Annotated in this window: 24 protein-coding genes; 4 read left to right on the forward strand and 20 right to left on the reverse strand. The window is 66.3% G+C overall.

The window, feature by feature from the left end:
- Positions 1 to 72: 72 nt before the first annotated feature.
- The 16 genes from trmB to U0C82_RS01675 form a co-directional block, all read right to left on the reverse strand.
- A complete protein-coding gene (gene trmB / locus U0C82_RS01600; protein WP_322185217.1) occupies positions 73 to 783 on the reverse strand; it encodes a tRNA (guanine(46)-N(7))-methyltransferase TrmB in 711 nt (236 codons plus the stop codon).
- A gap of 151 nt (positions 784 to 934) precedes the next feature.
- Positions 935 to 2,200, reverse strand: a complete 1,266-nt coding sequence (gene metK, locus U0C82_RS01605) for a methionine adenosyltransferase (protein ID WP_322185219.1) — start codon at positions 2,198 to 2,200, stop codon at positions 935 to 937.
- A gap of 357 nt (positions 2,201 to 2,557) precedes the next feature.
- Entirely contained in the window at positions 2,558 to 2,998 is a 441-nt protein-coding gene (locus U0C82_RS01610; RefSeq protein ID WP_322185221.1) for a helix-turn-helix domain-containing protein, read from the reverse strand.
- Positions 2,999 to 3,147: 149 nt separating this feature from the next.
- Positions 3,148 to 4,803 carry an apolipoprotein N-acyltransferase gene (lnt, locus tag U0C82_RS01615; RefSeq protein ID WP_322185223.1) on the reverse strand — a complete coding sequence of 552 codons (1,656 nt, stop codon included), beginning with the start codon at positions 4,801 to 4,803 and terminating at the stop codon, positions 3,148 to 3,150.
- Between the two features lie 124 nt (positions 4,804 to 4,927).
- Positions 4,928 to 6,112: a hemolysin family protein gene (locus tag U0C82_RS01620; RefSeq protein WP_416186600.1), complete on the reverse strand. Its 1,185-nt coding sequence runs from the start codon at positions 6,110 to 6,112 to the stop codon at positions 4,928 to 4,930.
- Positions 6,113 to 6,217: 105 nt separating this feature from the next.
- Positions 6,218 to 6,778, reverse strand: coding sequence for an rRNA maturation RNase YbeY (ybeY, locus tag U0C82_RS01625; RefSeq protein WP_322185225.1), 561 nt, complete (start codon positions 6,776 to 6,778; stop codon positions 6,218 to 6,220).
- A gap of 68 nt (positions 6,779 to 6,846) precedes the next feature.
- Positions 6,847 to 7,875 (reverse strand): PhoH family protein, encoded by a 1,029-nt coding sequence (locus U0C82_RS01630; RefSeq protein ID WP_322185227.1) that lies wholly within the window; start codon positions 7,873 to 7,875, stop codon positions 6,847 to 6,849.
- A gap of 41 nt (positions 7,876 to 7,916) precedes the next feature.
- Complete coding sequence (gene miaB, locus U0C82_RS01635) at positions 7,917 to 9,392, reverse strand: tRNA (N6-isopentenyl adenosine(37)-C2)-methylthiotransferase MiaB (RefSeq protein WP_322185229.1); 1,476 nt, start codon at positions 9,390 to 9,392, stop codon at positions 7,917 to 7,919.
- Positions 9,393 to 9,480: 88 nt separating this feature from the next.
- Entirely contained in the window at positions 9,481 to 10,329 is an 849-nt protein-coding gene (gene olsA / locus U0C82_RS01640; RefSeq protein WP_322185231.1) for a lyso-ornithine lipid O-acyltransferase, read from the reverse strand.
- 66 nt (positions 10,330 to 10,395) lie between these two features.
- Positions 10,396 to 10,920 (reverse strand): GNAT family N-acetyltransferase, encoded by a 525-nt coding sequence (locus U0C82_RS01645; protein WP_416186601.1) that lies wholly within the window; start codon positions 10,918 to 10,920, stop codon positions 10,396 to 10,398.
- Positions 10,921 to 11,074: 154 nt separating this feature from the next.
- Positions 11,075 to 11,806, reverse strand: coding sequence for a tRNA (adenosine(37)-N6)-threonylcarbamoyltransferase complex dimerization subunit type 1 TsaB (tsaB, locus tag U0C82_RS01650; RefSeq protein WP_322185235.1), 732 nt, complete (start codon positions 11,804 to 11,806; stop codon positions 11,075 to 11,077).
- A 29-nt stretch (positions 11,807 to 11,835) separates the two neighbouring features.
- Positions 11,836 to 12,399, reverse strand: a complete 564-nt coding sequence (locus tag U0C82_RS01655) for a NifU family protein (protein WP_322185237.1) — start codon at positions 12,397 to 12,399, stop codon at positions 11,836 to 11,838.
- A 139-nt stretch (positions 12,400 to 12,538) separates the two neighbouring features.
- Entirely contained in the window at positions 12,539 to 13,033 is a 495-nt protein-coding gene (locus U0C82_RS01660) for a universal stress protein (protein ID WP_322185239.1), read from the reverse strand.
- Positions 13,034 to 13,091: 58 nt separating this feature from the next.
- Entirely contained in the window at positions 13,092 to 14,159 is a 1,068-nt protein-coding gene (gene trpS / locus U0C82_RS01665; RefSeq protein WP_322185241.1) for a tryptophan--tRNA ligase, read from the reverse strand.
- A 145-nt stretch (positions 14,160 to 14,304) separates the two neighbouring features.
- Positions 14,305 to 15,183 (reverse strand): aldose 1-epimerase family protein, encoded by an 879-nt coding sequence (locus U0C82_RS01670; protein ID WP_322185244.1) that lies wholly within the window; start codon positions 15,181 to 15,183, stop codon positions 14,305 to 14,307.
- 30 nt (positions 15,184 to 15,213) lie between these two features.
- Complete coding sequence (locus tag U0C82_RS01675; protein ID WP_322185246.1) at positions 15,214 to 15,831, reverse strand: LysE/ArgO family amino acid transporter; 618 nt, start codon at positions 15,829 to 15,831, stop codon at positions 15,214 to 15,216.
- A 263-nt stretch (positions 15,832 to 16,094) separates the two neighbouring features.
- Between U0C82_RS01675 and U0C82_RS01680 the strand changes: the two genes are divergently transcribed.
- A complete protein-coding gene (locus U0C82_RS01680) occupies positions 16,095 to 16,520 on the forward strand; it encodes an NUDIX hydrolase (protein ID WP_322185249.1) in 426 nt (141 codons plus the stop codon).
- A gap of 27 nt (positions 16,521 to 16,547) precedes the next feature.
- On the opposite strand, the gene U0C82_RS01685 is transcribed toward U0C82_RS01680, so the two are convergent.
- The 4 genes from U0C82_RS01685 to U0C82_RS01700 all read right to left on the reverse strand — a co-directional run bounded on the left by U0C82_RS01685 (position 16,548) and on the right by U0C82_RS01700 (position 23,613).
- Positions 16,548 to 19,556: a bifunctional [glutamine synthetase] adenylyltransferase/[glutamine synthetase]-adenylyl-L-tyrosine phosphorylase gene (locus tag U0C82_RS01685; RefSeq protein WP_322185252.1), complete on the reverse strand. Its 3,009-nt coding sequence runs from the start codon at positions 19,554 to 19,556 to the stop codon at positions 16,548 to 16,550.
- Positions 19,537 to 20,952, reverse strand: a complete 1,416-nt coding sequence (locus U0C82_RS01690; RefSeq protein WP_322185255.1) for a sensor histidine kinase — start codon at positions 20,950 to 20,952, stop codon at positions 19,537 to 19,539. Before U0C82_RS01690 ends, U0C82_RS01685 begins: the two co-directional genes overlap by 20 nt.
- A gap of 6 nt (positions 20,953 to 20,958) precedes the next feature.
- Complete coding sequence (locus tag U0C82_RS01695; RefSeq protein ID WP_322185257.1) at positions 20,959 to 21,636, reverse strand: response regulator transcription factor; 678 nt, start codon at positions 21,634 to 21,636, stop codon at positions 20,959 to 20,961.
- A 444-nt stretch (positions 21,637 to 22,080) separates the two neighbouring features.
- On the reverse strand, positions 22,081 to 23,613 hold the full coding sequence (locus U0C82_RS01700; RefSeq protein ID WP_322185957.1) for a Do family serine endopeptidase: 1,533 nt from the start codon (positions 23,611 to 23,613) through the stop codon (positions 22,081 to 22,083).
- Between the two features lie 213 nt (positions 23,614 to 23,826).
- On the opposite strand from U0C82_RS01700, the gene U0C82_RS01705 reads away from it, so the two are divergent.
- The 3 genes from U0C82_RS01705 to U0C82_RS01715 all read left to right on the forward strand — a co-directional run bounded on the left by U0C82_RS01705 (position 23,827) and on the right by U0C82_RS01715 (position 26,562).
- The gene (locus U0C82_RS01705) at positions 23,827 to 24,261 is read left to right on the forward strand and encodes an RrF2 family transcriptional regulator (protein WP_322185259.1); all 435 of its coding nucleotides are present in this window, start codon (positions 23,827 to 23,829) and stop codon (positions 24,259 to 24,261) included.
- Between the two features lie 137 nt (positions 24,262 to 24,398).
- A complete protein-coding gene (locus U0C82_RS01710; RefSeq protein WP_322185261.1) occupies positions 24,399 to 25,169 on the forward strand; it encodes a sulfite exporter TauE/SafE family protein in 771 nt (256 codons plus the stop codon).
- Between the two features lie 217 nt (positions 25,170 to 25,386).
- Positions 25,387 to 26,562 carry a BaiN/RdsA family NAD(P)/FAD-dependent oxidoreductase gene (locus U0C82_RS01715; RefSeq protein WP_322185263.1) on the forward strand — a complete coding sequence of 392 codons (1,176 nt, stop codon included), beginning with the start codon at positions 25,387 to 25,389 and terminating at the stop codon, positions 26,560 to 26,562.
- Positions 26,563 to 26,607 lie beyond the last annotated feature (45 nt).

Below are 26,607 nucleotides of genomic sequence, written 5' to 3' on the forward strand. Positions count from 1 at the left end.
TTTGCTTGCGTTCACTCGCTCTTTGGAAAAAACCAAGCTTTCACTCCAAGTCAAGCCTATCCGCACCACGCCTCACCCCCGCAAAAACGTCAAATAGGCTGGCGTCCGCCCCTCCCGGTAGGCTTTCGCCTCGTAGCGCGTGCCCGGCCACGCCTCGTAGGGCGTGTGCCAGTCGGCCGGCCCGTCCGCCCGCCAGACGAACGCATCATGGTCGCGGCAGTGGAGAAGCGTCCAGTTCACATAGGTGTCGATATCGGAGGCGAATCGGAAGAGGCCGCCGGGCTTCAGGACCCGCGCGAAGCGGTCGAGGTTCTTCTCGTTCACGAACCGCCGCTTGAAATGGCGCGTCTTCGGCCAGGGATCGGGATAGAAGAGATCGATGCCCGAAAGGCTCGCCGGCGGCAACCAGTCGAGAATGAGGGCCGCATCGTCGTCGAACAGGACGAGATTGTCGCGCGGCGTCTCGTCGAGAACCCCGAGGAGCTTGGCCATGCCGTTGACGAAAGGTTCGACGCCGATGAAGCCGACATGGGGAAAGCGTCCCGCCTCATGGTGAAGGTGCTCGCCGCCGCCGAAGCCGATCTCCAGGCGCACGGCCTCGACCGGATGCGGGAACAGGTCGGCGAGATCGAGAGGAGCGGGCCGTGTCAGGTCCACCCGGCATTTCGGCAGCGCCTCGTCGATCAGCATGCGCTGGCGATCGCGCAGTTTCGGCCCCTTCAGGCGTCCGAAGAAGGCCTCTCTCTGGCGGGTCGGATGATCGCTCGTCGCGTCCTCGGTCATGGGCAGATCAACTTCGTCATCGTTCCCGGCATCACGCCGGTCATGTCATATCGGTGAGATCGCACGAAAGACGGGGGCGCGGCCTTGGCGGACACGGTCCCGTCGTCTCATGGCGCCGCAAGGGTCCAGCGTCGGGACCGGCGTTCCCGGCTTAGGGCTTGATCGCCGCCTTCAGCTTCGAGGCAAGATCGAGCTTTTCCCAGGAAAACGAGCCGTCGCGGCCCGGCTTGCGTCCGAAATGACCGTAGGCCGCCGTCTTGGCATAGATCGGCTTGTTGAGGTCGAGATGCCGGCGAATGCCGGTCGGCGACAGGTCGACCGTCGCACGGATCGCGTCCTGGACCTGGGCTTCGGTGACGTTGTTCGCGGTATCGTGCAGATTGACGTAGACCGAGACCGGCTGGGCAACGCCGATCGCATAGGCGATCTGGATCGTGCATTTGTCCGCGAGCTTGGCCGACACGACGTTCTTGGCGAGATAGCGCGCCATGTAGGCCGCCGAACGGTCCACCTTCGTCGTGTCCTTGCCCGAGAACGCGCCGCCGCCATGGGGGGCCGCGCCGCCATAGGTATCGACGATGATCTTGCGCCCGGTGAGCCCCGCGTCGCCGTCCGGGCCGCCGATCACGAACTTGCCGGTCGGGTTGATGAACCAGACGCAGTCGTCGGCGATGGGCAGGCCTTCCAGCGCTTCGCGGATGTAGGGCTCGCACACCTCGCGAACCTTCTTGGAATCCCAGCTTTCGTCCATGTGCTGGATCGAGAGCACGATCGACGTGGCCTCCACGGGCTGGTCGTTCTCGTAGCGGATCGAGACCTGACTTTTGGCGTCGGGACCGAGCTTGCCGGGTTCGCCCTCGCCCTTCTTGCGGGCGGCCGAGAGAAGCTCGAGAATCCGGTGCGAATAATAGATCGGCGCCGGCATCATCTCGGGCGTCTCGCGGCAGGCATATCCGAACATGATGCCCTGATCGCCCGCGCCTTCCGCAACGTCGCCGCCGCCTTCCTGGTCGCGCGTCTCGTGCGACTTGTCGACGCCCTGCGCGATGTCGGCGGACTGGGAGTGCAGGAGCACGTCGATCTTGGCGGTCTTCCAGTGGAAGCCGTCCTGCTCGTAGCCGATATCCTTGATGGCGCGGCGGGCGGCCGAGCGGATCCGGCCGGCATTGACGACTTCCTTGCCGTCCTTGTCGGTCTTCATCAGGCTCTTGGGAAGACGCACTTCGCCGGCGATGATGACGCGGTTGGTCGTCGCGAGCGTCTCGCAGGCAATGCGGACCGCCCATGGATCGGCATCGGTCTTGCGCGCTTCGCGGTAGATCAGGTCGACGATTTCGTCCGAGATCCGGTCGCAGACTTTGTCAGGATGGCCTTCGGAGACGCTTTCGCTCGTGAATATGTAGTTGGCATGCGCCATTCAAAACAACTCCTGCTGCGCGGAAATCCAGATCTACCGGGCACGGCTTCTACCGCAAGGCGAAACGCTTGCCCCCCATGGCCATGCCTATGAAGCGATCGGGCGCACAAGGTCAAGACGGAACGGAGATTGCGGCGACATTGGGAAATATTGCGACACGATATCGCGTCAGCCGCCTGGGCCGGTGCGGTGCGACTTCAGCTGCCCGCGAACCCGGGCGGACCGCAGGTTCAAGACCCCGCCTTACGATCCGTGGGTCCTGGTCGATACCGCCCGGACCCTGCCTGCCTGCCCTGCCCTGCCCTACCCAGCTTCGGGCGGGCGGTCCCGGCGATGCGACCGGACCGGCGGGCGCGGTCAGACGGCTTGCCGCTCCTGCGACGCGCTCTCGGAACGATCGTCGGCGAGCGAACGCACCAGTTCGACGACGCGGCGCCTCACCTTCGGGTCGGAAATCCGCACGAAGGCCTTGTTCAGTTGCAGGCCTTCGGATGTCGACAGGAAGTCGACGACGTAATCGCCGCCGTCCGGCTCACGCATGCCCTCGATGGCCCCGCCCGTCGACGGCGCATCCTCGAAGAAGAAGGAAACCGGGACGTTCAGCACTTCCGATATCCGCTGCAGGCGGCTCGCGCCGATGCGGTTCGTGCCCTTCTCGTACTTCTGGACCTGCTGGAAGGTGATGCCGAGCGCTTCGCCGAGCTTTTCCTGGCTTTGCCCCATCATCGTCCGGCGCAGGCGCACGCGCGACCCCACATGGATGTCGATCGGGTTCGGCGTCTTCTTGGTAACCGGCATCGCACGCCCTTGAATTGCGTCGTGATCTTTGCAGAACGCTCATATCCTTTCAAGCGCATTCTGGCGATCGAAAGGCGAACCCGGGTGCGAATCGCCGCGCGAAACCCCCTTGTTTGCGGGACAGTAAGAGCCGCCTCGCGATGGCGGTGTTAACCAATCCCCGGACGCAAAGCAAATCTCATAACGAGTGCAATGACCGAAACCGTGAGAAGGAGTAGAAGGAACGGCAGGTCCCGATACGTCCTGTAGGGGGTCACCATGGCGTTGGCCGGCAGCGCCGAGACGAGGTTGCCCTGCCGGTTGAGGCCAAGACCGCCGATTTCGCGTCCCACCGCATCGGTCACGACGGAAATGCCGGTGTTGGCGCTTCTCACCATGGGAAGCCCGAGCGCGACGGCCGTGACGGTCGCCATCCGCACGTGCTGGTAGGGCCCGGGCGTCGCGCCGTACCAGGCATCGTTGGTGACGTTGAGGATGAAACCCGGAACGGGGTCGCCGACCGGAACCTCGCGGGGGAAGATGATTTCGTAGCAGATGAGCGGCAGGAAGGCCGGGGCGCCGTCCAGCGGAACCGGTTCGAGCGCGGGGCCGGCCGAAAAGCCGCCCGGCATGTCAACGAGGCTGGAAACCCCGAGCGATTCCAGGAAGTCCTGGAACGGCAGATATTCGCCGAAGGGAACGAGATGAACCTTGTCGCTCGCCGCCTTGATCGTCCCCTCGTCGTCGATGACGTAGACCGTATTGTAGACGCGCTGGCGCCCCGCCTCCGAGCGATCGACGCGGGCGGCCCCGGCGATCAGCGTTTCGCCCTCGGAGAGACTTTGCGCAAGGCGGGAAATCGCCTCGGGCCTGTCGGTGAGGACGAACGGAACCGCCGTTTCCGGCCAGACGATGAGGCGCCGCGGGGCGCTCGCCTTGCCCTCGGCCCGGCCGCCCGGAGAGCCGGGAGACGCCTCCTTGCTGGTCGTCATCTCGATCAGCGTGTCGAAGTTCTGGCCGGCGATCTCCGGATCCCATTTCAGGCTCTGCTCGATGTTCGGCTGGACGATCTGGATCACGACCGTCTGGTCGAAGAAGGTCGGATTGTCCTGAAGCCGCCAGAGGCCGTACCCGATCTGCCCGACAAGCAGCACCGTGGCGAGCCCGAGCATCGGCCAGCGGCCGCGATTGTCGAGAAGGATCGCGGGCACCGAGAAGACGATGACGGCGAGAATCGTCAGCCCGTGGACGCCGACGAGACTGACGACCTGCATCAGGACCGGATGGCTGGCCGCCATGACCCCGATCTCGTTCCACGGAAAGCCGGTGAAGATCCAGGATCGCAGCCATTCGGCAAGACCGAGACAGGCGGCAAGGCCGAGAATGCGCCAGGCCGAATCCGACCAGACGAGCCGACACAGCGCGACGGCGAAACCGAAGAAGATCGCCAGCACCGCCGGCAGTCCGAGAACCGCCAGCGGCAGGAACCAGACGAAGGTGCCCGCATCCACCAGAAGCGCGGCTCCCAGCCACCAGAGGCCGGCGACGAAGTAGCCGAACCCGAACAACCAGCCGGTCCAGAACGGACGAAGGCTTCGGCGCAGCGCCCCTGCCTCGACATCGACCCCGGTGCCGTCGATCAGCCAGACGAGAACCGGGAAGGCGACGAAACCGGCGAACGGGAAATCGACCGGCGCGAGCGCCAGGGTGGCGAAGGCACCGGAAAGAACGGCCAGAAGCGCGCGCCGCCAACCCGCGGCGAGAACCACGCGGCCCGCTATCCGGTCGAACAGCGACCGGCTCCTGATGAGTTCGCCCCGTGCCACGTCTTCTTACCCGCCGTTTTCGATGCGGAGCCCGCCCATGGGGACTGCCGCGTCACCTTCAAACGGATCGTCCTTACGCGTTCGGCCTGTCGCGGAACAGGCCCCCTTCCGCGTCCATCCCGCCTCAGGAGGCGACGGCCAGCCCCTCGACGATCCTGCGGCGCTTCTCGCCCTGACGGATGCGGACGATCCGCACGCGCTTGACGCGCCTCGGATCGGCCTCGAGCACTTGGAATTCGAAGCCCGGAACCGCCTGGACGACCTCACCCCTCGTCGGCACGCGACCGAGCTCGGAAAACAGCAGACCGCCGATCGTGTCGGCTTCGTCCTCATATTCCGAAATGTCGAAATCCTCGCCGATCATCGCCTTCACCTCGTCGAGCCCGGCACGGGCGTCGGCGGTATAGATCCCGTCGCCCGCAAGCCGGATCATCGGCGCTTCGTCGTCGTGCTCGTCCTCGATATTGCCGACGACCATCTCGATGACGTCCTCCAGCGAGACGAGCCCGTCCGTCCCGCCATATTCGTCGATGACCAGCGCCATCTGCGTGCGGGTCGCCTGCATGCGCGCCATCAGGTCGGAGGCCGGCATGGAGGGTGGCACGAACAGGACCTTGCGCAGGATGCCGAGGCTTTCGACGGTTCGCGCAAGGTTGATCTGGCGCAGATCGAGCCCGGTCTTCGGCTTCCTGTCCTTGTCGGCCCCGTTGCGCTCACCCGGCGCGAGCGCGAGCGCGCCGCGCTCGCGCAGCCACGTCTCGGCCCGTTCGCGATCCTCGAATGCGGCATCGCCCGTTTCGCCGCCGTTCTGGACGCCGTTGGGACCGGTGCTCCGGTTGCGGGCGGGCCGCGCCACCCGCGTGATGTGTCCGACGACGTCGCGAATGTGGATCATGCCGCGCGGATCGTCGAGGCTTTCGCCATAGACGGGCATGCGCGAATGGCCGCTCGATTCGAACAGTTTCATGAGGTCGCCGAGGGTCGTCGTGATGTCGGCCGCCTGAATGTCGGCGCGCGGCACCATGATGTCCTCGACCCGCACTTCGCGAAGCGCGAGGATGTTGTTGAGCATCGCGCGCTCTTCCGGCGAGAAGGAATTGACACCGTCCTCGTCGTCGCTCTGCTGGGAAAGCGCCTGGGTCAGGTCCTCGCGCATGAGCTTGGGCATGCGCGGGCGAAACCGCCACAAGACGTTGGAGAAGAACCCGTCCCGGTTCCTCGCCTCGCCTTGCGGCCGACTTCGGTCGTCGCCGCTTGACGGTTCGGTCTGGGATCCGCTCCGGTCGTCGCCGCTCGATTCGCGGGTCATGCCTGAATGGTCCGTGGCAGTCGTGGAATTGCTCATCGCTCTTTGTGGTTCGTGAATGTCGTATCGGTCGATGGGGTCTGGCTGGCCCCGAAGGTCGTCAGCGTCCTAGAGTGGCGTTTCGTCCTGCACGCGATTATCGCCCGAAGGCCCGCCGTCCGCAATGTCGTAGGGATCGGGAATGCCCATTCCCGCAAGGATGGCCCGTTCGAGATCCTCCATCTCCTCGGCCTCCCCCTCGTCCATATGGTCGTATCCAAGACAATGAAGGAAACCGTGGACGAGAAGATGGCGGGCATGGTTCACGAACGGCTTGCCTTCGTCCCCCGCCTCTCGCGCGCAGGTCTCGAACGCCAGGACCAGATCCCCGAGCAGCGGACCCGGCCTGTCGCCGGGCTCGAGCGCCTGCATCGGAAACGACAGGACATTGGTCGGACCGTCCTTGTCCCGCCATTGGCAGTTGATTTCATGCACCGCCTTGTCGTCGGTGAGCGTCACCGAAACTTCGGTCGCGACCGCGTCGAGGATCTTCAGGTGACGCGCCGCATGGTGCAGTGTCTCCTCGACCACCACGTCCGCGCGCTCGAGCGCGCTGTCCCACCGAACGTCCTCGACGGACAAAGCAAGCGTCAGCCCGGTGGATCCGCCGTCGGACGGCGCAAGGGTCATTCTGTCGGCGATCGTCACGGTCTAGCGGCTCCGAGCCAGGGCGCACGTCAAGTCAACGGCAGGCACCATCACTCCGTTCCCGAACGGCGCACCGGCCGGCCACCGGCGGGCCCGGCGGACTGCGGCGCACGGCGGGCGGCATCCCCCTCATAGGCCTCGACGATCGACTGGACCAACGGATGCCGCACCACGTCGGCGGCCTTGAAGCGAACCGTGACGATCTTGGAGACCCCGTCGAGGACGCGCAACGCCTCGACGAGGCCCGATACCTGGCCGGGCGGCAGGTCGACCTGACTGGGATCGCCGGTGACCACCATGCGGGCGTTCTCGCCGAGGCGCGTCAGGAACATCTTCATCTGCATCGAGGTGGCGTTCTGGGCCTCGTCCAGAATGATCGCGGCGTTCGCGAGGGTGCGTCCGCGCATGAAGGCGAGCGGCGCGATCTCGATGGCGCCGGCGGCCAGCGCCCGCTCCACCTTTTCCGCCGGGATCATGTCGTAGAGGGCGTCGTAGAGCGGTCGCAGATAGGGATCGACTTTTTCCTTCATGTCGCCGGGCAGGAAGCCGAGACGTTCGCCGGCCTCCACGGCAGGACGCGACAGGATGATGCGGTCGACGGCCCCGCGCTCCAGAAGCATGGCGGCATGCGCGACCGCGAGATAGGTCTTGCCCGTGCCGGCCGGCCCGACGCCGAAGACCAGTTCGGACCGGTCGAGGGCACGCATGTAGGCGTCCTGGGTGGGCGTTCGCGCGTGGATCGTCCGCCGCCGCGTCGAGATCTGGGCAAGCGACATCTTGCCTTTGGTCTCTAAAGTCGGAAGATCGAGCTGGTCGTCCTCGGCCACCGCCATGCGGACCGCACCCTCGACGTCCTTGACGCCGATCTCCGCGCCGCCCTGCAGGCGCTCGTATAGGCTTTCCAGGGCGCGGCGCGCCTGTTCGGTCGCCACCGCGTCGCCCTTGATCTCGACCTGGTTGCCGCGCGCCGCGGCCTCGATCTTCAGCTTCTGCTCGATGACGGCCAGATGCTCGTCGAACTGGCCGAACAGGGAGCCGGCCAGCCTGTTATCCTCGAAAGTCAGCATGATATGCGCCATGTCGGACGCACCGGTTCGGGCTGACTTTTCGCGTGTGTGACTCAAGCAACGGACCTCATGGTTGGTGCTTCTTGTGGGGACTGGAACTGGGCAACGGGCTTCGTCATGCCTTCGGCCAGAAGCGAGTTCGGGCCGGTCGACGTGATGGTCGCCTCGACGATGTCGCCGATCACGCCGATCTCCTCCGGCAGGACCACCGGCTGAAGATAGGGGGAACGTCCGGCAATCTGCCCGGGATGGCGTCCCGGCTTCTCGATGAGGACGCTGAGACGCTTGCCGACGAGGCTCTGCGCGAATTCGGTCTGGTGCTGGCGCAGAAGCGCGTTCAGCGCCTGCAGGCGCTCGTCCTTGACCGCCTCGGACAAATGGCCGTCCATCTCGGCGCCCGGCGTTCCGGGACGCGGCGAGTATTTGAAGGTGAAGGCGGACGCATAGCGAACCGTGCGCACGAGGTTCATGGTCGCCTCGAAATCGGCTTCGCTCTCGCCGGGAAACCCGACGATGAAATCGCCGGACAGCGCGATGTCGGGCCGCGCGGCGCGGATCGTATCGAGGAGCCTCAGATATTCGTCCGCCGTATGCTTGCGGTTCATCGCCTTCAGGATCGTGTCCGACCCGGACTGAACCGGCAGATGCAGATAGGGCATCAGGCCCGGCAGGTCGCGGTGCGCCGCGACGAGTTCGCCGTCCATGTCGCGCGGATGGGACGTGGTGTAGCGCAGGCGCGCGAGACCGGGAATATCGGCCAGGCGGTGCAGAAGCCCGCCGAGGCCGATGGGCCGCCCCGCCTCGTCCTCGCCGTCCCAGGCATTGACGTTCTGGCCAAGCAGGGTGACCTCGCGCACGCCCGCCTCCGCAAGGCGCCTCGCCTCATCGATCAGCTGGGCGAACGGCCGCGAGACTTCGGCCCCGCGCGTGTACGGCACGACGCAGAAGGTGCAGAACTTGTCGCACCCTTCCTGGACGGTGAGAAACGCCGTGACGCCGCGACCGGAGATCTGCCGGCGATCGGATTTCGGCAGTTCGGCGAACTTGTCCTCGACCGCATAGTCGGTCTCGACGACCTTCTCCCCGTCGGAGACGCGCGCAAGAGCCTGCGGCAGGCGATGATAGGTCTGGGGGCCGATGACGAGATCGACGACCGGCGCGCGCGCGATGATCTCGCGCCCTTCCGCCTGCGCCACGCAGCCGGCGACCGCCACGCGCGTCTCGAGGCCCCTCGTCGCCCGCTCGGCCTTCATGTCGCGGATACGGCCGAGTTCGGAATAGATCTTCTCGGCCGCCTTCTCGCGGATATGGCAGGTGTTGAGAAGAACGAGATCGGCCTCCTCGATGACCAGCGTCGGCTCGTAGCCCTCGCCGGCCAGCGCATCGCCCATGCGCTGCGAATCATAGACGTTCATCTGGCAGCCATAGGTCTTCACGAACACCTTCCGCGTGTTCGGTCGGGTCTGCGCGGGCGCGTCGCCGCCTGCCGCCGTCGAAAATCCACCCTTCGTCGATGCAATGTCGGTCATGTCGCCTTTCGATCGGTTCCCGGTCGCTCTGAATGCCCAACGGGCAACCGACCTGGAACGATCCATCTGGTCTTCGGAGCGTCGTCGTTCAGACCGTCTTATTCCGACCTCCGCCATCACGCAAATGCCCTCGGCGGGGACGGGTTTCAAGCTTGCCCATCAGCGCCTGCGCAAGCAAGCGTCTCACCGCGTCTTCGCACTGTTTCGCGACAATCTTGCGATCCGATGTCGGCCCGAAGCGGATCGGTTCGCCGAACGCGACGATCGCATCCACCGCCCCTTCCTCGACGAACCGCACCAGATGGGGCCCGAGCGCCACGTTCCCCGGCCAGGCCGCGAGCGGGCGGCCCGAGCGCCCCAGCGGAAAGCCGTGCGCATGGGTATAGGCGATCGCCACCGGCTGGACGAGCACCGTCTCGAAGGCGGACATCCTCAGCGATGCCTGGGCGGCGCCGAAAAGCGCGGTCTTGAACGGCAGAACCTCGTTGCCGTCGGACGTGGTCCCTTCGGCAAACAGCACCATGACGTCGCCGGCCGAAAGCCGCGTCGCGATCGCATCGGCCTGTTCGCCCGTCCGCCCCCGGGCCTCGCGCGCGACGAAGACGGTGCGCTGGAGAACCGCCAGCCAGCCGAAGACCGGCCAGCGCCGGACCTCCGCCTTCGCAATGAAGGAAAGCGGCAGCACGGACCCCAGAACCGTGATGTCGGCCCAGGACACGTGGTTGGACACGATGAGAAGCGGATGCTCGCGCGAGGGCGTTCCGGCGAGACGCACCCTGATGCCGACGATCCGCGCAGCCACGCGTTGCCACACCATGGGCAGCCGGTTGGCGAGCTTCCAACCGAGCGCCATGGCGAGCGCCTGGGGCACGAGGAGACCGAGGGTGGTGACCAGAAGGGCGACCCCGACGAAGACGAGCCGAAGACGGGCGATCATCGCGCCTCGGGCGGGCGGGACGCGTCCTCGCGGCAGGCAGTCCAGAAGATCATCGAGGGTCCGGCGTCAGTTGAGCTTGCGGCTGAGGGTCAGCGCGCTCGTCCGCGTGCCGTCCTCATGGGTGTAGTAGGCGGGGCGGCGCCCCACTTCCTCGAAACCGAGCCGGCGATACAGCGCCCGCGCGGCGGTGTTCACCTCGTCGACCTCGAGGTGGATGACGTCCGCGCGCTCGGCGTAGAGATGGGCAAGGACCGTATCCATCAGGAGGCGCCCGACGCCGCGTCCGCGCGCCTCAGTCGAGACGGCGATGGTCAGGATCTCCGCCTCGCCCTCGACGAGGCGCGCGAGAACGAAGCCGAGCGGCGGCTGGCCGGGCGCGCCGACGCGCCGGGCGGCGAAGCCGAACGTCGTGCTCTGGGCAAGCAGCGAGCCGAGTTCGTCGCCGGACCAGGCCTGCGAGAACGCTTCGGCATGCAGTTCGGCCGAGGCGTCGAGTTCGGCATCGACAAGGGGCGTCGCCACGATGTCGCCGCGCTGAACCAGACCGTTCATGAACGATACGGACCAAATCCAAGGCAACATCCAGTACATCTCGCATCCTCCTCAGCCGCGTCACGACACCGGATCGACGAAGGCTCGGACAGCCCTGTCAGCCGGTGCGAAACCCTGCGAAGTCCGGCATCACGTCGCAGAGCCGGAAGGATAGCAGAACGCAAAACCGTTGGGCCAGTGCGCGTTTTGAATCTCAGGCTTTTTCGGCGAACAGGCTGAACGGCCGCGACGACGGTTTGGCATCGGCGCCGCGAAGATAGAGCGGCTTGGCCGGCAGAACGCCGCGCGAGGCCGCGGCAAGCCGCGCAAGGACCGCGATGTCGATCCGGCTGGTTTCGTAGCGAATGCGCAGCCGGCTGCCGCCGAGCATATCCTGTGCGATCCGCGCGCCCGATCCCGTGACGTCGATCAGCGCTTCGGGCCCGAGCGCCTTGCCGACGAAGGCCGCGAGGGCATCGGGCGCGAAAGCCTCGGACGCCCGGAGAACGTCGCCGTCGGCGGCCATCAGCAGCCCGTAGACCTCGCCGCGCCTGGCGTCGTGGATCGCCAGCACGGGTCTTTCGTCCCGCACCGCCTCCGCCATGGCATGCAGCGTCGCAAGGCCGACGACGGGCACGGCGAGGGCGAGCGCATAGCCCCGCGCCGCCGACACGCCGACGCGAACGCCCGTGAACGATCCGGGACCCACGGTGACCGCGATCCCGGTGATGTCGGCGAAGCAGTGCCCGCTCGCCTCGAACAGCCGGTCGATGACGGACGGCAGGCGTTCGGCATGCCCGCGCCCGATGGTCTCGCTGATCGCGGCGACGATGGTTGACCCGCGGGCCCGCGCACCCGCCCCGGAGCCTGTGGCGCACAGGGCCGCCGAACATTCGTCGAACGCGGTGTCGAGGGCGAGGATCAGCCCGTTTTCATGGCCTGCCATCGGATCCACCGGAGAAAAGCGCCGACGGATCAGGCCGCCTCGACCTCTTCGACTTCCGGCACGAAGTGGCGCAGGAGGTTCTGGATGCCGTGCTTCAGCGTCGCCGTCGAGGATGGGCAGCCGGCGCAGGCGCCGCGCATGTTGAGGTACACCGTCCCGTCGCGATAGCCGCGGAAGGTGATATCGCCGCCGTCCTGCGCGACCGCCGGGCGCACGCGCGTCTCGATCAGTTCCTTGATCGTGGCGACGGTTTCCTCGTCGCCCTCGTCGTAGAATTCCTCGCCGGCTTCGAGATCGGCAGCGGCGGTCTCGGCCATCACCGGACGATTGGCGACGAAGTGCTCCATCAGGCCGGCAAGGATCGCAGGCTTCAGATGCGCCCAGTCGCCGCTCGCCTTGGTGACGGTGACGAAATCGAAGCCGAAGAAGACGCCGGTGACGCCCTCGACCTCGAACAGGCGAGCGGCCAGCGGCGAACGCCGCGCCGCCTCGTCCACATCGGTGAATTCCTCGGTGCCCTTTTCCAGCACGACGCGGCCTGGAAGGAACTTCAGGGTTGCCGGGTTCGGCGTGACTTCGGTCTGGATGAACATCGCTCGATCCTTCTGCATCCGTTCGGTCGTGCGAGCGGCGCGTCTTGTTTGGAATTGTTCTAAACCTAGTGGCTCGGCCCGTTTTCCGCAAGCGGGCCGCACCGTTCCCAAGCCCCGGAACCGAAGCCCCGAGGCCGCCTCAACACAAGCTCGCGATCTCGTCCTCGTCGAGCGAGAAGGGGATGATCGTGACGGGAATGGGAAAGGCCGCACCCTTGCCGACGGCGGCCGAAACCAGCGGTCCCGGACCGTCCTTGCCCTCGCCGGACGCAAGCACGAGGATCGCGATTTCCTGGTCCTCTTCGATCACCTTGCCGATCTCGGCGACGATGTCGCCCTCGCGCACCAGCGTCTCGGGTTCGACGCCTACCTTCTCGCGCAGATTGTCGGCGATCCGGCCGAGCCGCGTGCTGGCCTCCTCGGTCGCCTCGGCGCGCATGATCTCTTCCACGCCGAACCACTGGCCCTGGAATTCGCTGGAATGCACGACGTAGAGGAAGACGGCGGCGCCGCCCGTCGTCTTCGCCCGCCATGCGGCGTATTCGGCCGCACGCAGGCATTCCGGCGTATCGTCGATGATCGCCAGGAATTTGCGCTTGCCGCCCTCGGAGGGGCTGATCCGTTTCGATACCATTGCGATTAGATGGCAGCCTGACGCGCCAAGGGCAACCCGTCGCAGATCTCCATGACCATCAGTCCCGCAACATGCCGATGATGTCCTTGACGTCCCGGATGGTCCGGGAGGCGATTTCGTCGGCCTTCTCGCCGCCCGCCTTCAGGACGCTGTCGATATGGCCCGGATCCTCGATCAGCCGGCGCATCTCGCCCGTGACCGGTGCAAGCGACGAAACGGCGAGATCGACGAGGGACGGCTTGAACTCGGAGAACTGCCGGCCGCCGAACTCCTTCAGCACCGCCTTGCGCGACTGGCCGGCGAGCGCGGCGTAGATGCCCACCAGATTGTCGGCCTCGGGGCGCCCGGCCAGACCGGCCGGCTCGGAAGGAAGCGCGTCCGGATCGGTCTTCGCCTTCTTCACCTTGCGCGCGATCGCCTCGGCGTCGTCGGTCAGGTTGATGCGCGACAGGTCGGACGGGTCCGACTTCGACATCTTCTTCGATCCGTCCTTCAGGCTCATCACCCGGGTCGCCGGACCTTCGATGATCGGATCGGTGATCGGGAAATAGCCGTTCACCGTCTCGTTGCCCATCCGGATTTCCCGGCCGAGACCGGTCGCGGCGATCTTCTGGGAAAAATCATTGTTGAACTTGATCGCGATGTCGCGCGTCAGTTCCAGATGCTGCTTCTGGTCCTCGCCGACCGGCACGTGGGTCGCCCGGTAGACGAGAATGTCCGCCGCCATCAGCGAAGGATAGGCCAGAAGACCCAGCGAGGCATTTTCGCGGTCCTTGCCGGCCTTGTCCTTGAACTGGGTCATCCGGTTCATCCAGCCGATGCGGGCCACGCAGTTGAAGATCCAGGCGAGTTCGGCATGTCCCGAGACCCGGCTCTGGTTGAAGATCACCGAGCGCTCCGGGTCGATGCCGGCGGCCAGATAGGCCGCGGCGATGGACCGGGTCTGGCCGGCCAGATCGTCCTGGACGAGCTTGGCCGTGATCGCGTGAAGATCGACGACGCAGAAGAGGCAGGGCATCTCGTCCTGCATCGCGACGAACTTCTTGATCGCGCCGAGATAGTTGCCGAGATGAAGATTGCCGGTGGGCTGGATGCCCGACAGGACGCGCGGCGCGAAATCGCTCATTCCGGCATGCTCCTAGTTCCTGGGAAAAGACGACGATGGGGGTCGAAACGCCCGCGCTTATGAACGGGTGTCGGGAAAATCGCAACGCTTTGGCGACAATGCGGGCCATGGCCGAATGTCTCGACCCCGTCCCGCGCGGCCGCGCTCAGATCGTGATCGACCAGGCAAAGCTGCGATGCTCGCCCGCTTCGAGAACCAGGATGCCCGGCTTGTCGAAGATATCGGCATCGAAGCCTTCAGGACTCGCCATCGAGTACCAGGGTTCGATGCAGACGAAGGGCGCGCCGCCCGGCTTCGACCAGATGCCGAGATCCTTGTAGCCGTCCCACGACACGGTGAGCGCCCGCGCGACGTCTCCGGTCTCGGAAACGGCCTGATAGGTGACGGAACGGCTGGCGATTCCCGGCATGACCAGCGCGTCCTCGGCAAACAGCGCGTCCGACAGAGGCAGGCTCTTGCCGTCGAAGGGCAGTGGGCACGGATCCGACAGAAGACCGCCCTCGACGCCGAGCGCCTGGCCGCTCTCGCGTTTTTCGAAGACGATCCGGTGCCGGTCCTTCGGCACGCCTTCGACAAGCGGCCAGGCAAAGCCCGGATGCGCGCCGATGCCGCAGGCAAGGGGCGTGCCGCCCGGATTGGTGATGGTCGTGCGCACCGAAAGCGTCGTGCCGATCGCTTCCACGTGAATGTCGAGGACGAAGGCGAACGGATATTGCGCCCGTGTCTCCTCATTGTCGACGAGGCGCAGCGCGACGCTTCGCTCGTTCTCCTCCACGATGTCGAACACCATGTCCCGGGCGAAACCGTGCTGGAACATCGGATAGGATCTGCCGCCATGGTGCAGGCGGTCTCCGGTCAGCCGGCCGACCACGGGAAACAGCACGGGCGCGTGGCGCGGCCATTCGGGGCCGGCCTGCCACAAGAGTTCGCTGCCGTCCTTGCCCTTGAGGCTGCGCAGTTCGGCCCCGATGCGGCTCACCACGGCCGTGACGCCCACGCTTTCGATTTCAAACGTCCGGTTCACCGGCGGTTCCTTTCGAGTGGCCCCCGACGATCAGGGGCTTGAGAGAAGAGCGGCGGCGATGGCGAGCATGGTGAGTCCGACGATCAGGTCGAGCACGCGCCAGGCGGCAGGCCGAACGAAAAGCGGTCGCAGCAGCCTTGCACCGTAGCCAAGCGAGAAGAAGAAGGCGAACGAACTCGACACCGCCCCGACGCCGAAGACCAGCGCATCGCCGTCGAACTGGCTGGCGATCGAGCCCAGGAGGACAACCGTATCGAGATAGACGTGCGGATTGAGAAAGGTGAAGGCGAGGCATGACAGGATCGCGGCCTTGAGGCTCGTCGTGACCTCGCCCCCGGTCTCCAGCGCGCCCTCGCCGCCGCGCCAGGCCGCCAGGAGCCGCGTTGCGCCGTACCAGACGAGAAACGCCGCGCCGAACCAGCGCATGTAGATCTCGACGCTCGGCAGCACCTTCGAAACCGCGGCGAAGCTGGTGACGCCGATCGCGATCAGCACGGCATCCGACAGGGCGCAGGTGAGAACCACCGGCAACACATGTTCGCCCCGCAGGCCCTGACGCAGCACGAACGCGTTCTGGGCACCGATCGCGAGAATCAGGCTGAAGCCCGTCGCAAACCCGATTGCGAACGCGGATAGGGTGGCGGTCATCAAAAACGTCTCGGCGACTCGACTGGCTGGAAGTGCCGGCAGACTTCTACGAAACCCGGCGCCCATCGGCCAGATGTCGTGCGAACACACTCCTCAGCGATAAATCGGCGATGCGACGATAGCCCGTCACCGTGTCGTCATGCCTCTTCCAATTCGTCAGCACACATTCATATAAGCATGGCAGATTAATCGTATAAGCGTCGCAAACAAATCGTATTTTCACGACATTCGATCCATGCTCGGAGTAGCCGAAACGCAACCTCATGCCCAAACGCCGAAGACAGACTGCCGCCCTTCCCTATCGTCTTTCGTCCGATGGCGCATTCGAGGTTCTGCTCGTGACGTCCCGGGACACCGGGCGCTGGGTCCTGCCCAAGGGCTGGCCCATGCCTGGCAAGAAGCTGAGCAAGGCCGCGGAGATCGAAGCCTACGAGGAAGCGGGCGTCATCGGCACGACGGCGAAGAAATCGATCGGCACCTATGATTACGACAAGGTCGAGAGCCGCAAGCGGCGGATCCCGTGCCGGGTGCATATCTTTCCGCTGCCCGTCGACAGCCTTCTCGACAAATGGCCCGAGCGCGGTCAGCGCACCCGCGAATGGTTCGCCCCGAAGGACGCCGCCACGAGCGTGGACGAGAAGGATCTCCGCCTGCTTCTCGGCAGGATCGAGACCGTCCTGCGGAACTGAGATCGCCGTCGCACCCTCTTGTCAACGTCACGCCTCGGCCGGTTTGGCCGCATCGGGATCGCCGAGACGGGCGACGAAGAGGGTCCGGACCTGCGACGTCGCACGGTCGAGCGCCTCCGCGATCCCGTTCGCATCGGCGACGTTCAACGCCTGCGCGATTCGCTCGACCAGCCGCGCCGGCAGATCCTCGATCTCGTTCGTGCCGGCCGGCGCAAGGCGTGCAAGCTGCATGACCGCAGACAAGGTCTGCATGGCCTCGGTCAGCGGCGTCGGGCCGGATGATCCCGGCCCGCCACCGGCTGCGGCGCGCTCGTAGGCCGCGAGGATATCGACGGTCTCGCAGCCCGGATCGGGCGAGATCTGCCCGGACAGTTGCGCCCACTGGGCGATGAATTCCAGATCGACGAGACCGCCCGGCCTCAACTTCAGATCGAGCGTTCCGCGCGGGGGCTTGTCGCGCCCGATCCGGCCGCGCATGGTCACGACATCCTTCGTGACCGCCTCGGCATCGCTCGGGCGGGCAAGAAGTTCGGCAATCGTGTCGCCGACGATCGCCCGCATCTCCTCGTCGCCCGCGAGCGTCCGTGCCCGGGTGAGCGCCATGCGCTCCCACGTCCAGGCCTCGGTTTCCTGATATTTGCGGAACGCCTTCCAGCGGGTGGCGAGCGGCCCGGCATTGCCCGAGGGGCGAAGCCGGAAGTCCACCTCGTAAAGGGTCCCCTCACGCATCGGCGAGGTGAGCGCCGCGATGAGGCGCTGGGTGAGGCGCGTGAAATAGACCTGCACGGCAAGCGGCCTGTCGCCATCGGACGTCTCGGCCTCCTCGTCGTGATCGTAGAGCAGGATCAGGTCGACATCGGAGGACGCGGTCAGCTCCCGGCTTCCGAGCCGGCCCATGCCCAGAAGCACGAGGCGCATGCCGTCGACCCGGCCGTGGACGCGCGAGAACTCGGCGACGGCGGCGATCAGCAGCGCATTCAGCACCACGTCGGCGATGTTGGAAAAGGCAGGTCCGGTCTCCGCCAGATCCACGACGCCCGACAGCATGCGCGCGCCGACGAGAAAGCGCTGCTCGGACGCAAAGATCCGCAGCCGCGCCAGGACGTCCTCATAGCCGTTTGCATCGGCCAGAAACGCTTCCAGCCGCGCTTCCATCAGCGCGCGATCCGGTACCTCGTCGTAGAAGGCCGGATCGAGAAGCGCATCGAAGACGTGCGGCCTTTGGGCGAGCGTCGCGGCCATCGAGGGTGCCGCCGTCAGGATCAGCAGCAGGAGATGAAGCGTCTTCGGATTGGAGGCGATCAGCGAGAAGAACTGGATGCCCGACGGCAGGCCGGCGAGGAACCGGTCGAAGGCGGCGACGCTGCCGTCGGGGTCCGGCGCATCGGCGAACGCCTCGAGGAGAGCGGGCAGAACGTCCGACAGGCGCTCGCGGGCCTTCTGGGTCCTCGTCGCGCGGTAGCGACCGATATTCCACGATCGCACGACCCGCGCGACGTCGGCCGGGCGGGCAAAGCCCATGGCCTCGATCGCCGCGATGCCTTCGGGATCGGTATCGCTGGCCAGAAGCCGGAGAACGGCGTCGGGTTCGGGCGCTTCCGCGACCTTGCGCGAACGCCCGTCGTTGAACAGCGCGTTGAAGCGCTCGTCGACGATCCGAAGCGTGCGCAGGAACCGCGTCTCGAACGCCTCATAGGCGGAAAAACCCAGAAGGCCGGCAATGCCGGCAAGCCCCGCTTCGTCCTGCGGCAATTCGTGGGTCTGCTCGTCATGCTCCATCTGGATCGCATGCTCGACGCGGCGCAGGAACCAGTAGGCGTCGAGGAGATCGTCCCGCTGGGCGGCACCGAGCCAACCGTATTGCGCCAGCAGGCCGAGCGTCTCGTCGGTCCGGCGCGTGCGCAGCGCCGGATTGCGCCCGCCCGCGATCAGTTGCTGGGCCTGGACGAAGAACTCGGCCTCCCGAATTCCGCCGCGCCCGAGCTTCACATTGTGGCCGGCCACGACGACGTCCCCGAAACCGCGATGGGTATCGATCCGGCTCTTCATGTCCTGAATATCGGCGACGGCGGCGAAATCGAGATATTTGCGCCAGACGAACGGCGAAAGCTCGTTCAGGAACGCGCGCGCGACCCAGCGGTCGCCGGCGACGGGCCTCGCCTTGATCATCGCCGCGCGCTCCCAGTTGCGGCCCGAACTCTCGTAATAGGTCATCGCCATGTCGGTGGTGATGGCGAGCGGCATCGCGCCGGGATCGGGGCGAAGACGCAGATCCGTGCGGAAGACGTAGCCGTCGCCGGTCCGCTCGTTGAGAAGGCGGACGAGGCGTCTGACGATCTTCGAGAATTCGGGGACGGCCTCCATCGGATCGGCGGCGATCCCGCATTCGGCATCGAAGAAGACGATGAGATCGATGTCGCTGGAATAGTTGAGTTCGCGCGCGCCGAGCTTGCCCATGGCCAGCACGAAGAGGCCGCAACCGGTCTCGGGATCGGCCGGATCGGGCAGCACGATCCTGCCGGCCTTGTGGGCGGCCGCAAGGCAGAACCTCAGCGCCGCGCCGATCGCAGCCTCCGCAAGGCGCGACAGGCATTCGGTGGTGTCGGCCGGCGATGCCGCCCCGAACAGGTCCCGGAGCGCGATCAGGAGGGAGACTTCGCGTTTTACCTCGCGCAGCCGCTTCATCATCGCGGCCTCGGTGGTCTCGCCTTCGGCACCGTCCGCCATGGCCCCGATCAGACGGTCGATCCGGTGCCCGGCATCCTCCTCGAACAGATCCTCGAGAATCGCCGGACGCCATTGGATCGAGGCGCGAAGATAGGGCGAAAGCGCCATCACCGCCCCGAGCCGGGCCGCATCGGCCGAGCCGGACCGACAGAAGCCGGCAAGCCGGGACAGGTCCGCGTCCGCCGCGGCGTCCGCCAGTTCGCCCAGCCAGTCGCGGACGCCTTGCCCCGAGGAGAGAACGCGTGGGTGAAGATCTCCGCCGATCTTCGGGCCGGGCGCGCTCGCCCCGTCAGTTCGGCTTGTCGTCATGGCTCGCGCGGTCCTTCACATGCTTGGGCAGTCGAAGAACGACCTTAAGCCCTGGACCGGCATCCTCAAGCGCCAATCGTCCGCCATGCACACGGGCGATCGCCTGGACGAGCGACAGGCCGAGCCCCGAGCCCGGCAGCGTGCGGCTCTCGTCGAGCCGGTAGAAGCGCTCCAGAACGCGCGGGCGCTTGTCCTCCGGAATGCCGGGACCATTGTCGGCGACCGAGATCACCGCGTCGCTCCCCGTCTCCTCGATGGCGATCGTCACATGGGCCGCGCCCTCGTGCGGCCTGCCGTATTTCAGCGCGTTGTCGACGAGATTGGAAATCGCCTGCGCGACGAGTTCGCGGCTCGCCGCGATCTTCGAGGGGCCGGAAGCCCTGAACTCCAAGGCCGCGCCCGCTTCCTCGGCGACCGGTTCGTAAAGCTCGGCGACATCGCCGGCGATCGCCGTCAGATCGACTGTCGTCTTCTGGATCGGATGGGAGCCGGCCTCGACGCGCGAGATCATCAGGAGGGCATCGAAGGTGCGGATCATCGTGTCGGCATCGCCGATGATGCCCTCGAGATTGTCGCGCGTCTCGTCCGATTCGGCAGCCTGCTGCGCCGCCTCCGCCTTCGAGCGAAGCCGCGCGAGCGGCGTCTTCAGATCGTGGGCGATGTTGTCGGACACCTGGCGCAGGCCCTCCTGCAGAAGGGCGATGCGGGCGAGCAGCGTGTTCAGGTTCTCCGACAGGCGATCGAATTCGTCGCCGGCCCCGAAGACCGGCAGTCGCTCGCCCAGATCGCCGGCCAGAATGCGGCTCGAGGCCGCCGACATGCGATCCAGGCGCCGCAACGCCCGCCGCCCGATGCCGAACCAGGCGATCAGCGCCAGCCCGCCCATGGCGGCAAGCGCCAGGATCAGCGCGGATTGCACCACTTCGCGAAACCGCAGGGCGTCGCTCTGGTCGCGGCCCACGAGCACCCGCATGCCGTTCGGCAGCGACACCACGTCGGCGATCGCCTTGTGGTAGACGCCCGTCTCGCCATAGCGGGAATAGCCGAACGCGTCGGGCGTCGAGCCGGCCTCGTCGAGGACGCCGGCCTGAAGGCTTTCGACATTGCCGGCGATGATGCGGCCGGTCGCGTCCGTTGCCAGATAGAGGCCGGCGCCCGGCTGCCGCGCCCGCCGATCGATCGAACGGACGAGACCGACAATGCCGGCAAGCCGGTAGATCTGCGCGAGTTCGGCCTTTTCTTCGACGATCCCGGCGCGCGCCTGGCTTTCGATGATGTCGCTCGCCGTGTTGGTGACGTAGTAGACGAGACCCACGGCCCCGAAGGCGAAGATCAGGAAATAGACGGCGGACAGGCGCACCGCCGTCATCTTCAGGAGGGCTTTCAGACGCCGCACGGCCGATCAGCTGTCTTCGCGCATGATGTAGCCCGAGCCGCGCACCGTGTGCAGCAGCGGCCTGTCGAACTCGCGCTCGATCTTTGATCTGAGGCGCGAGATATGGACATCGATCACGTTGGTCTGGGGATCGAAATGATAATCCCAGACATTTTCCAGAAGCATGGTCCGCGTCACCACCTGGCCGGCATGCTTCATCAGATATTCGAGCAGGCGGAACTCGCGCGGCTGAAGCACCACGGGCTTACCGGCGCGGCGCACCTCGTGAGACAGCCGATCGAGTTCGAGATCGCCGACCTTGTAGCTCGTCTCGACCTCGCCGGTGGAGCGGCGGCGGCCGAGAACCTCGGCGCGGGCGAGCAGTTCGGACATGGCATAGGGCTTGGTCAGGTAATCGTCTCCGCCCGCCTTCAGCCCCTCGACACGGTCGTCGACCTGGCCGAGCGCCGACAGGATGAGCGCCGGCGTGTGCGAGCCGCTCTTGCGCAGGTCAGCGATCACCGAAAGGCCGTCGCGCTTGGGCAGCATCCGATCGACGATCAGCAGATCGTAGTCGCGGCCCTCTGCCATGTTGAGGCCGGTCTCGCCGTCGGCCGCATGGTCGGCGCCATGGCCGGCCTCCTTCAGCGCCTTCAGAAGGTAAGAGGCCGTCTCGCGGTCGTCTTCGATTATCAAGATGCGCATCGCGCCGTCATTTCGCTCTGATCGTGAGGATTGAAGCGTGGCGCCGGTCTGGCCGGTACCGCGCGATCCGGGTTCGCGTTCCTTAGGATGTCGTCGCAGCATAGCGTTTCCAGCCCCTTTGCGAAGGATGGTGGAGAAATCGATGGAGGGAATGTTCGGCGGCGGCGCATCGGGAACGGGCGAACGTGCCGGGCGCCGCCGCCCGCGCTCCGGGGCCGGGAAGACATTCTACGCATTCTTCCCGGATCCTTCGGAGCGCGATCCGTGAGCTGCGGCGCGTCGCGAGACCCGCGACCGTCACTGGCGCGGGAAGCCGGCAGACGCGGCTGTGACACCGTTCCGCCGGCCTGTCGCTCGCGCACCCCGTGCGGGCATCCCGATGAGGGGGTCGGGAGCGTGGCGCTGGATTTCGCCGAGGCTTTCCGGCGCCACGCTCCCGCTTCGTCAGCTCTTCTCGATCGGCAGGGCGACGAAGCGGTTCTCGCCATCGGCGTTCTTCAACTGGAAGAGCGCGGCGCGGCGTCCGTTCTCGGCAGCCGTCTCGATCGCGGTGCGGATGTCTTCCTGCGAGGAGACGTCGGCTCCGTTGACGGCGACGATCGTATCGCCGGCCGAAAAGCCCTTCTCGGCCGCCGAGGAATCCGGATCGACATCGGTGACGACGACGCCGGCGCCGTCCTCCGACGGCATGACGGTCATGCCGTAACCGTCGAGCGCGGACGGATCGACGGGCGAACCGCCGGTTCTGGGCGCGTCGAGCGAGGCGGCCTCGTCGAGCGAGCTGAGATTGCCGAGCTTCACGTCGATCGTCTCGCTCTTGCCATCGCGGAAGACCGCGATCTCGACCGTGGCGCCGGGATTGTAGTCCGCGATCATCCGGGCGAGGTCGCGCGGGCTCTCGACCGCCTGGCCATCGACCCCGGTGATCACGTCGCCGGTCTCGATGCCGGCCTTGGAGGCCGGCGTCTCGGTGTCCGGCAGGGTGACGATCGCGCCCTTGGCGCTGGCAAGGCCGAGCGCCTCGGCGATGTCTTCCGACACTTCGCCGATCTGGACGCCGAGCCAGCCGCGCTCGACCGTGCCGTCGTCACGCAGCGATGCCACCACGTCCTTGGCGACGGACGCGGGAATGGCGAAGGCGATGCCGACATTGCCGCCCGAGGGCGAGAAGATCGCCGTGTTGACGCCGATCACCTTGCCGTCGAGACCGAAGGCGGGACCGCCGGAATTGCCACGGTTCACCGCCGCGTCGATTTGCAGGAAATCGTCGTAGGGACCCGCACCGATATCGCGGCCCCGGGCCGAGATGATGCCGGCCGTGACCGAGCCGCCAAGGCCGAACGGGTTGCCGACGGCCACCACCCAGTCGCCGACGCGCACCGCATTGTCGTCGCCGAACTCGACATAGGTGAACTTGGTGTTGTCCGCGTCGACCTTGAGGAGGGCAAGGTCCGTGCGCTCGTCGGTGCCGATCAGCTTGGCGGTATATTCCTTGCCGTCGTCCATCACCACCGTATAGGTCGAGCCATTGGCGACGACGTGGTTGTTGGTGACGACGTAGCCGTCATCGGAGATGAAGAAGCCCGAGCCCTGCCCGATCGAAGGCCGGTCGCGGTCGCGGCGGTCGGGGTTCAGGCCGCGTGGCATCTGCGGCCCGCCATCGGGCGTGCCGAAGAAGCGGCGCAGCGGATGGTCATCCGGCAGATTGCCGAAGGGGCTGGCCATGTCGCCGCTCAGATCCATCGAGGGCTCGTCGGCCTGCGTGACGCGGACGGAGACGACGGCCGGAGAGACCTGGGAGACGACGTCGGCAAAGCCGAAATTCTGCTGCGGGGCCTCGACCTTGACGGGCTCCGCATTGACGGCGGGCGTGTTGGACAGGACGCCGGTCGACAGCGCCGCTCCGGCGACGCCGGCGGCAAGGACGCCCGCGAAAAACTTGTTGCGCTTGGACTTGGTGGACGTTGCGTTCCGCATCTGAACTCCGAGGGTCATGTTCGGGAAAACTTCTGGCGCACGCCTCGTCGAGGTCGTCCGCCGATGCCTCGCAACATAGGGATGGCAAGGTTACAGTGGCTTTTCGAGCGTGTGAAAACTTCGTAAGGTCCCAGAATGCGAACGGGCCGCGCGCGCCACGGCCCGCGTTCCGGCAAGGCTTGACGGGCCGGGGGCCGCCTTTCAAATGGGATCATGATTTCCCAGCGCGCCCGCTACGCCATTCGCGCGATGCTCAACATCGCTCCCCGCACCATACCCGTCTCCGCGACGGTGATCGCGGACGAGGAAGCGATTCCCAAGAAGTTCCTCGAGGCGATTCTCGCCGATCTGAAGAAGGCCGGACTGATCGAGAGCCTGCGCGGCAAGAACGGCGGATACCGGTTCGCAATATCGGCCGGCGACATCAGCTTCGCCGACGTCCTGCGGGTGGTCGACGGACCACTGGCGCTGGCTCCATGCGCCAGCCGCACGGCCTATCGGCGCTGCGACGACTGCAGGGACGTGGAAACCTGCGAAACCCGCATGGCGCTCCTTCGGGTGCGCGACGCAACGGCCGCCATTCTCGAAAGCCGGACGTTCGCTCTCGCCTCCGTGGAAGAGGCGGAGCGGGATCCGATTCGCCAATGACATCTGCACGATATTTCACGTGCCGGCCCGCAAACGGAAAATTCCTATCGTTTCAGTATGATTTTCGGGCGTTTATCGCCTACAGGAGAAATCGGAATTTGGGCTAGTCTTCGTCCGCGACAACGACGGAGCGTGCCATGTCCGATTTTCTTCTGTTTCTTCTGGTCGGTGCCCTCGCCCAGCTTGTCGATGGCGCCCTCGGCATGGCCTATGGGGTCGTCTCCTCGACGGTCCTGATCTCCTTCGGCGTCGCGCCGGCGGCCGCATCGGCCACGGTTCACACCGCGGAAGTCTTCACGACGGCAGCCTCCGGTGCCGCCCACGCGCTGAACCGCAACATCGACTGGAAGCTCTTCTGGCGGCTCGTGCCCTTCGGCATCCTCGGCGGCGTCGCCGGCACCTACGTGCTGACGAGCTTTCCCGGCCATGTCATGAAGCCCTATGTCGCCGGCTACCTCTCCATCATCGGCATCTACCTCGTCGTCCGCTCGTTCCGGAAGATCCCGAGCCGTCCGGTTCCAGGTTCCGTCGCACCGCCCCTGGCGCTGGCGGGCGGATTTCTGGATTCGGTCGGCGGCGGCGGATGGGGCCCCGTCGTCACCACCGGGCTGCTGGGGGCCGGCGGCGCGCCGCGCTACGTCATCGGCACGGTGAACACGGCGGAGTTTCTCGTCACTCTCGCCGTCTCCCTGAGCTTTCTCTTCGCCCTGTTGTCGGGCCATTGGGAAGAAGCAGGGGATTTCGCCTCGCACGGGCTTGCGATCCTCGGCCTGATCGTCGGCGGCGTCTGCGCGGCCCCGTTTGCCGGCTACATCGTCAGGCGGCTCAAGGAGACGCTACTCCTGCGCCTCGTCGGCGGCCTGATCACCACGCTCGGCCTTATCCAGATCGCGCAATGGCTAGCCTGAGGCCGGCTTCGGTCGAGCCGGCCCGCCACGCGAGCGCCTCCGGTCCGGCCCGCTCTGTCCGCCCGTTTCCCGCATCGCATGCGCCGGCCGAACGGATCGACCCCGGCGTCCGCGAGCTTTCGGACGCAAAGCGCGACCGAGCCGCTTCGAAACGCCTCGCGGGCTTTGCGGCGATCGAGGCTTGCGCGGCCGCGCGGCACGCGTCAAACAGCCTCCGATGACCCATGACGCAATCATTCTCGGGGCCGGGGGAGCCGGGCTCCTGGCGGCGGCGACCGCCGGCAAGGCCGGGGCGCGCGTCCTGGTCGTCGATCATGCCGACGAGCCCGGCAGGAAAATCCTGATTTCCGGCGGCGGGCGCTGCAACTTCACGAACATGAACGTCGAGCCGCGCTGCTTCCTGTCGGACAATCCCCACTTCATGAAATCGGCGCTCAAGCGCTACACCCAGTGGGATTTCCTCAGCCTCGTCGACCGCTATCGCATCGCCTGGCACGAAAAGACGCTCGGCCAACTCTTCTGCGACGGCTCGGCCCGGCAGATCGTCGATATGCTGCTCGACGAATGCAAACGCGGGTCGGTCGAGATCCGGCTCTCGACTTCGATCGGCACGATCGGCCATCGTGACGGCCTCTATCATGTCGGCCGGGCGAGCGCCCCGAACCTCGTCATCGCGACCGGGGGGCCGTCGATCCCGAAAATGGGCGCGACCGGCGTCGCCTTCGAGATCGCCGAACGTTTCGGCCTTCGCCTCGTCACGCCGCGCCCTGCCCTCGTGCCCCTGACCCTCGGCCGGGACGAGAGCCTGTTCAAGGACATTTCGGGGGTCGCCTGTCCCTCGATCGCCCGGGTCCGGGACGTGAGTTTCGCGGAGGCGACGCTGTTCACGCACAAGGGCCTCTCCGGACCGGCGATCCTTCAGGTGTCGTCCTACTGGAAGCCGGGCGAGACGATCGCGCTGTCGCTCGTCGACGATGCTGCCGAAAAGCTGAAGGCGGCAAAGCGCAGGATGCCGAAGGCAGGCCTCAAGGCCGCGCTCTCGGAACTTCTGCCGAACCGCCTCGCGGATGCGCTCGCGGCGCGGATCGGGTTCGAGAAGAAGCTGGGAGATGCCGCCGACGCAGAACTTGAACGGGCCGCCGAACATCTGTCCGCCCTCACCTTCCGCCCGAGCGGAACCGAGGGCTACGCCAAAGCGGAAGTCACCGCCGGCGGCATCGACACGGCGGACCTCTCATCGAAGACGATGGAGGCGAAAGCGGTTCCCGGCCTCTATGCGGTCGGGGAAGCCGTGGACGTGACCGGCTGGCTCGGCGGCTACAATTTCCAGTGGGCATGGGCCTCCGGCGTCGCCGCCGGCAAGGCGATCGCGCAGAAGATCGCGACCGCCTGACCGGTTCCCCGCTTCCTGCCCCGTCAGCCTCGCCGCCAGGGTCCG

The sequence above is a fragment of the Fulvimarina uroteuthidis genome (assembly GCF_034321785.1).
Lineage (GTDB): Bacteria > Pseudomonadota > Alphaproteobacteria > Rhizobiales > Rhizobiaceae > Fulvimarina > Fulvimarina uroteuthidis.

Bases quoted from the DNA above. Each gene is read 5' to 3' on its own strand.
- U0C82_RS01630 (WP_322185227.1), bottom strand. From the start codon at position 7,875: ATGGCGCATATCATGCTGACTTTCGAGGATAACAGGCTGGCCGGCTCC.
- U0C82_RS01710 (WP_322185261.1), top strand. From the start codon at position 24,399: ATGTCCGATTTTCTTCTGTTTCTTCTGGTCGGTGCCCTCGCCCAGCTT.
- U0C82_RS01695 (WP_322185257.1), bottom strand. From the start codon at position 21,636: ATGCGCATCTTGATAATCGAAGACGACCGCGAGACGGCCTCTTACCTT.
- U0C82_RS01645 (WP_416186601.1), bottom strand. From the start codon at position 10,920: ATGTACTGGATGTTGCCTTGGATTTGGTCCGTATCGTTCATGAACGGT.
- metK (WP_322185219.1), bottom strand. From the start codon at position 2,200: ATGGCGCATGCCAACTACATATTCACGAGCGAAAGCGTCTCCGAAGGC.
- U0C82_RS01715 (WP_322185263.1), top strand. From the start codon at position 25,387: ATGACCCATGACGCAATCATTCTCGGGGCCGGGGGAGCCGGGCTCCTG.
- olsA (WP_322185231.1), bottom strand. From the start codon at position 10,329: ATGATCGCCCGTCTTCGGCTCGTCTTCGTCGGGGTCGCCCTTCTGGTC.
- tsaB (WP_322185235.1), bottom strand. From the start codon at position 11,806: ATGGCAGGCCATGAAAACGGGCTGATCCTCGCCCTCGACACCGCGTTC.
- U0C82_RS01700 (WP_322185957.1), bottom strand. From the start codon at position 23,613: ATGCGGAACGCAACGTCCACCAAGTCCAAGCGCAACAAGTTTTTCGCG.
- U0C82_RS01705 (WP_322185259.1), top strand. From the start codon at position 23,827: ATGATTTCCCAGCGCGCCCGCTACGCCATTCGCGCGATGCTCAACATC.
- trpS (WP_322185241.1), bottom strand. From the start codon at position 14,159: ATGAGCGATTTCGCGCCGCGCGTCCTGTCGGGCATCCAGCCCACCGGC.
- trmB (WP_322185217.1), bottom strand. From the start codon at position 783: ATGACCGAGGACGCGACGAGCGATCATCCGACCCGCCAGAGAGAGGCC.
- U0C82_RS01685 (WP_322185252.1), bottom strand. From the start codon at position 19,556: ATGACGACAAGCCGAACTGACGGGGCGAGCGCGCCCGGCCCGAAGATC.
- U0C82_RS01620 (WP_416186600.1), bottom strand. From the start codon at position 6,112: ATGACCCGCGAATCGAGCGGCGACGACCGGAGCGGATCCCAGACCGAA.
- U0C82_RS01675 (WP_322185246.1), bottom strand. From the start codon at position 15,831: ATGACCGCCACCCTATCCGCGTTCGCAATCGGGTTTGCGACGGGCTTC.
- U0C82_RS01680 (WP_322185249.1), top strand. From the start codon at position 16,095: ATGCCCAAACGCCGAAGACAGACTGCCGCCCTTCCCTATCGTCTTTCG.
- ybeY (WP_322185225.1), bottom strand. From the start codon at position 6,778: ATGACCCTTGCGCCGTCCGACGGCGGATCCACCGGGCTGACGCTTGCT.
- U0C82_RS01660 (WP_322185239.1), bottom strand. From the start codon at position 13,033: ATGGTATCGAAACGGATCAGCCCCTCCGAGGGCGGCAAGCGCAAATTC.
- U0C82_RS01610 (WP_322185221.1), bottom strand. From the start codon at position 2,998: ATGCCGGTTACCAAGAAGACGCCGAACCCGATCGACATCCATGTGGGG.
- U0C82_RS01655 (WP_322185237.1), bottom strand. From the start codon at position 12,399: ATGTTCATCCAGACCGAAGTCACGCCGAACCCGGCAACCCTGAAGTTC.
- miaB (WP_322185229.1), bottom strand. From the start codon at position 9,392: ATGACCGACATTGCATCGACGAAGGGTGGATTTTCGACGGCGGCAGGC.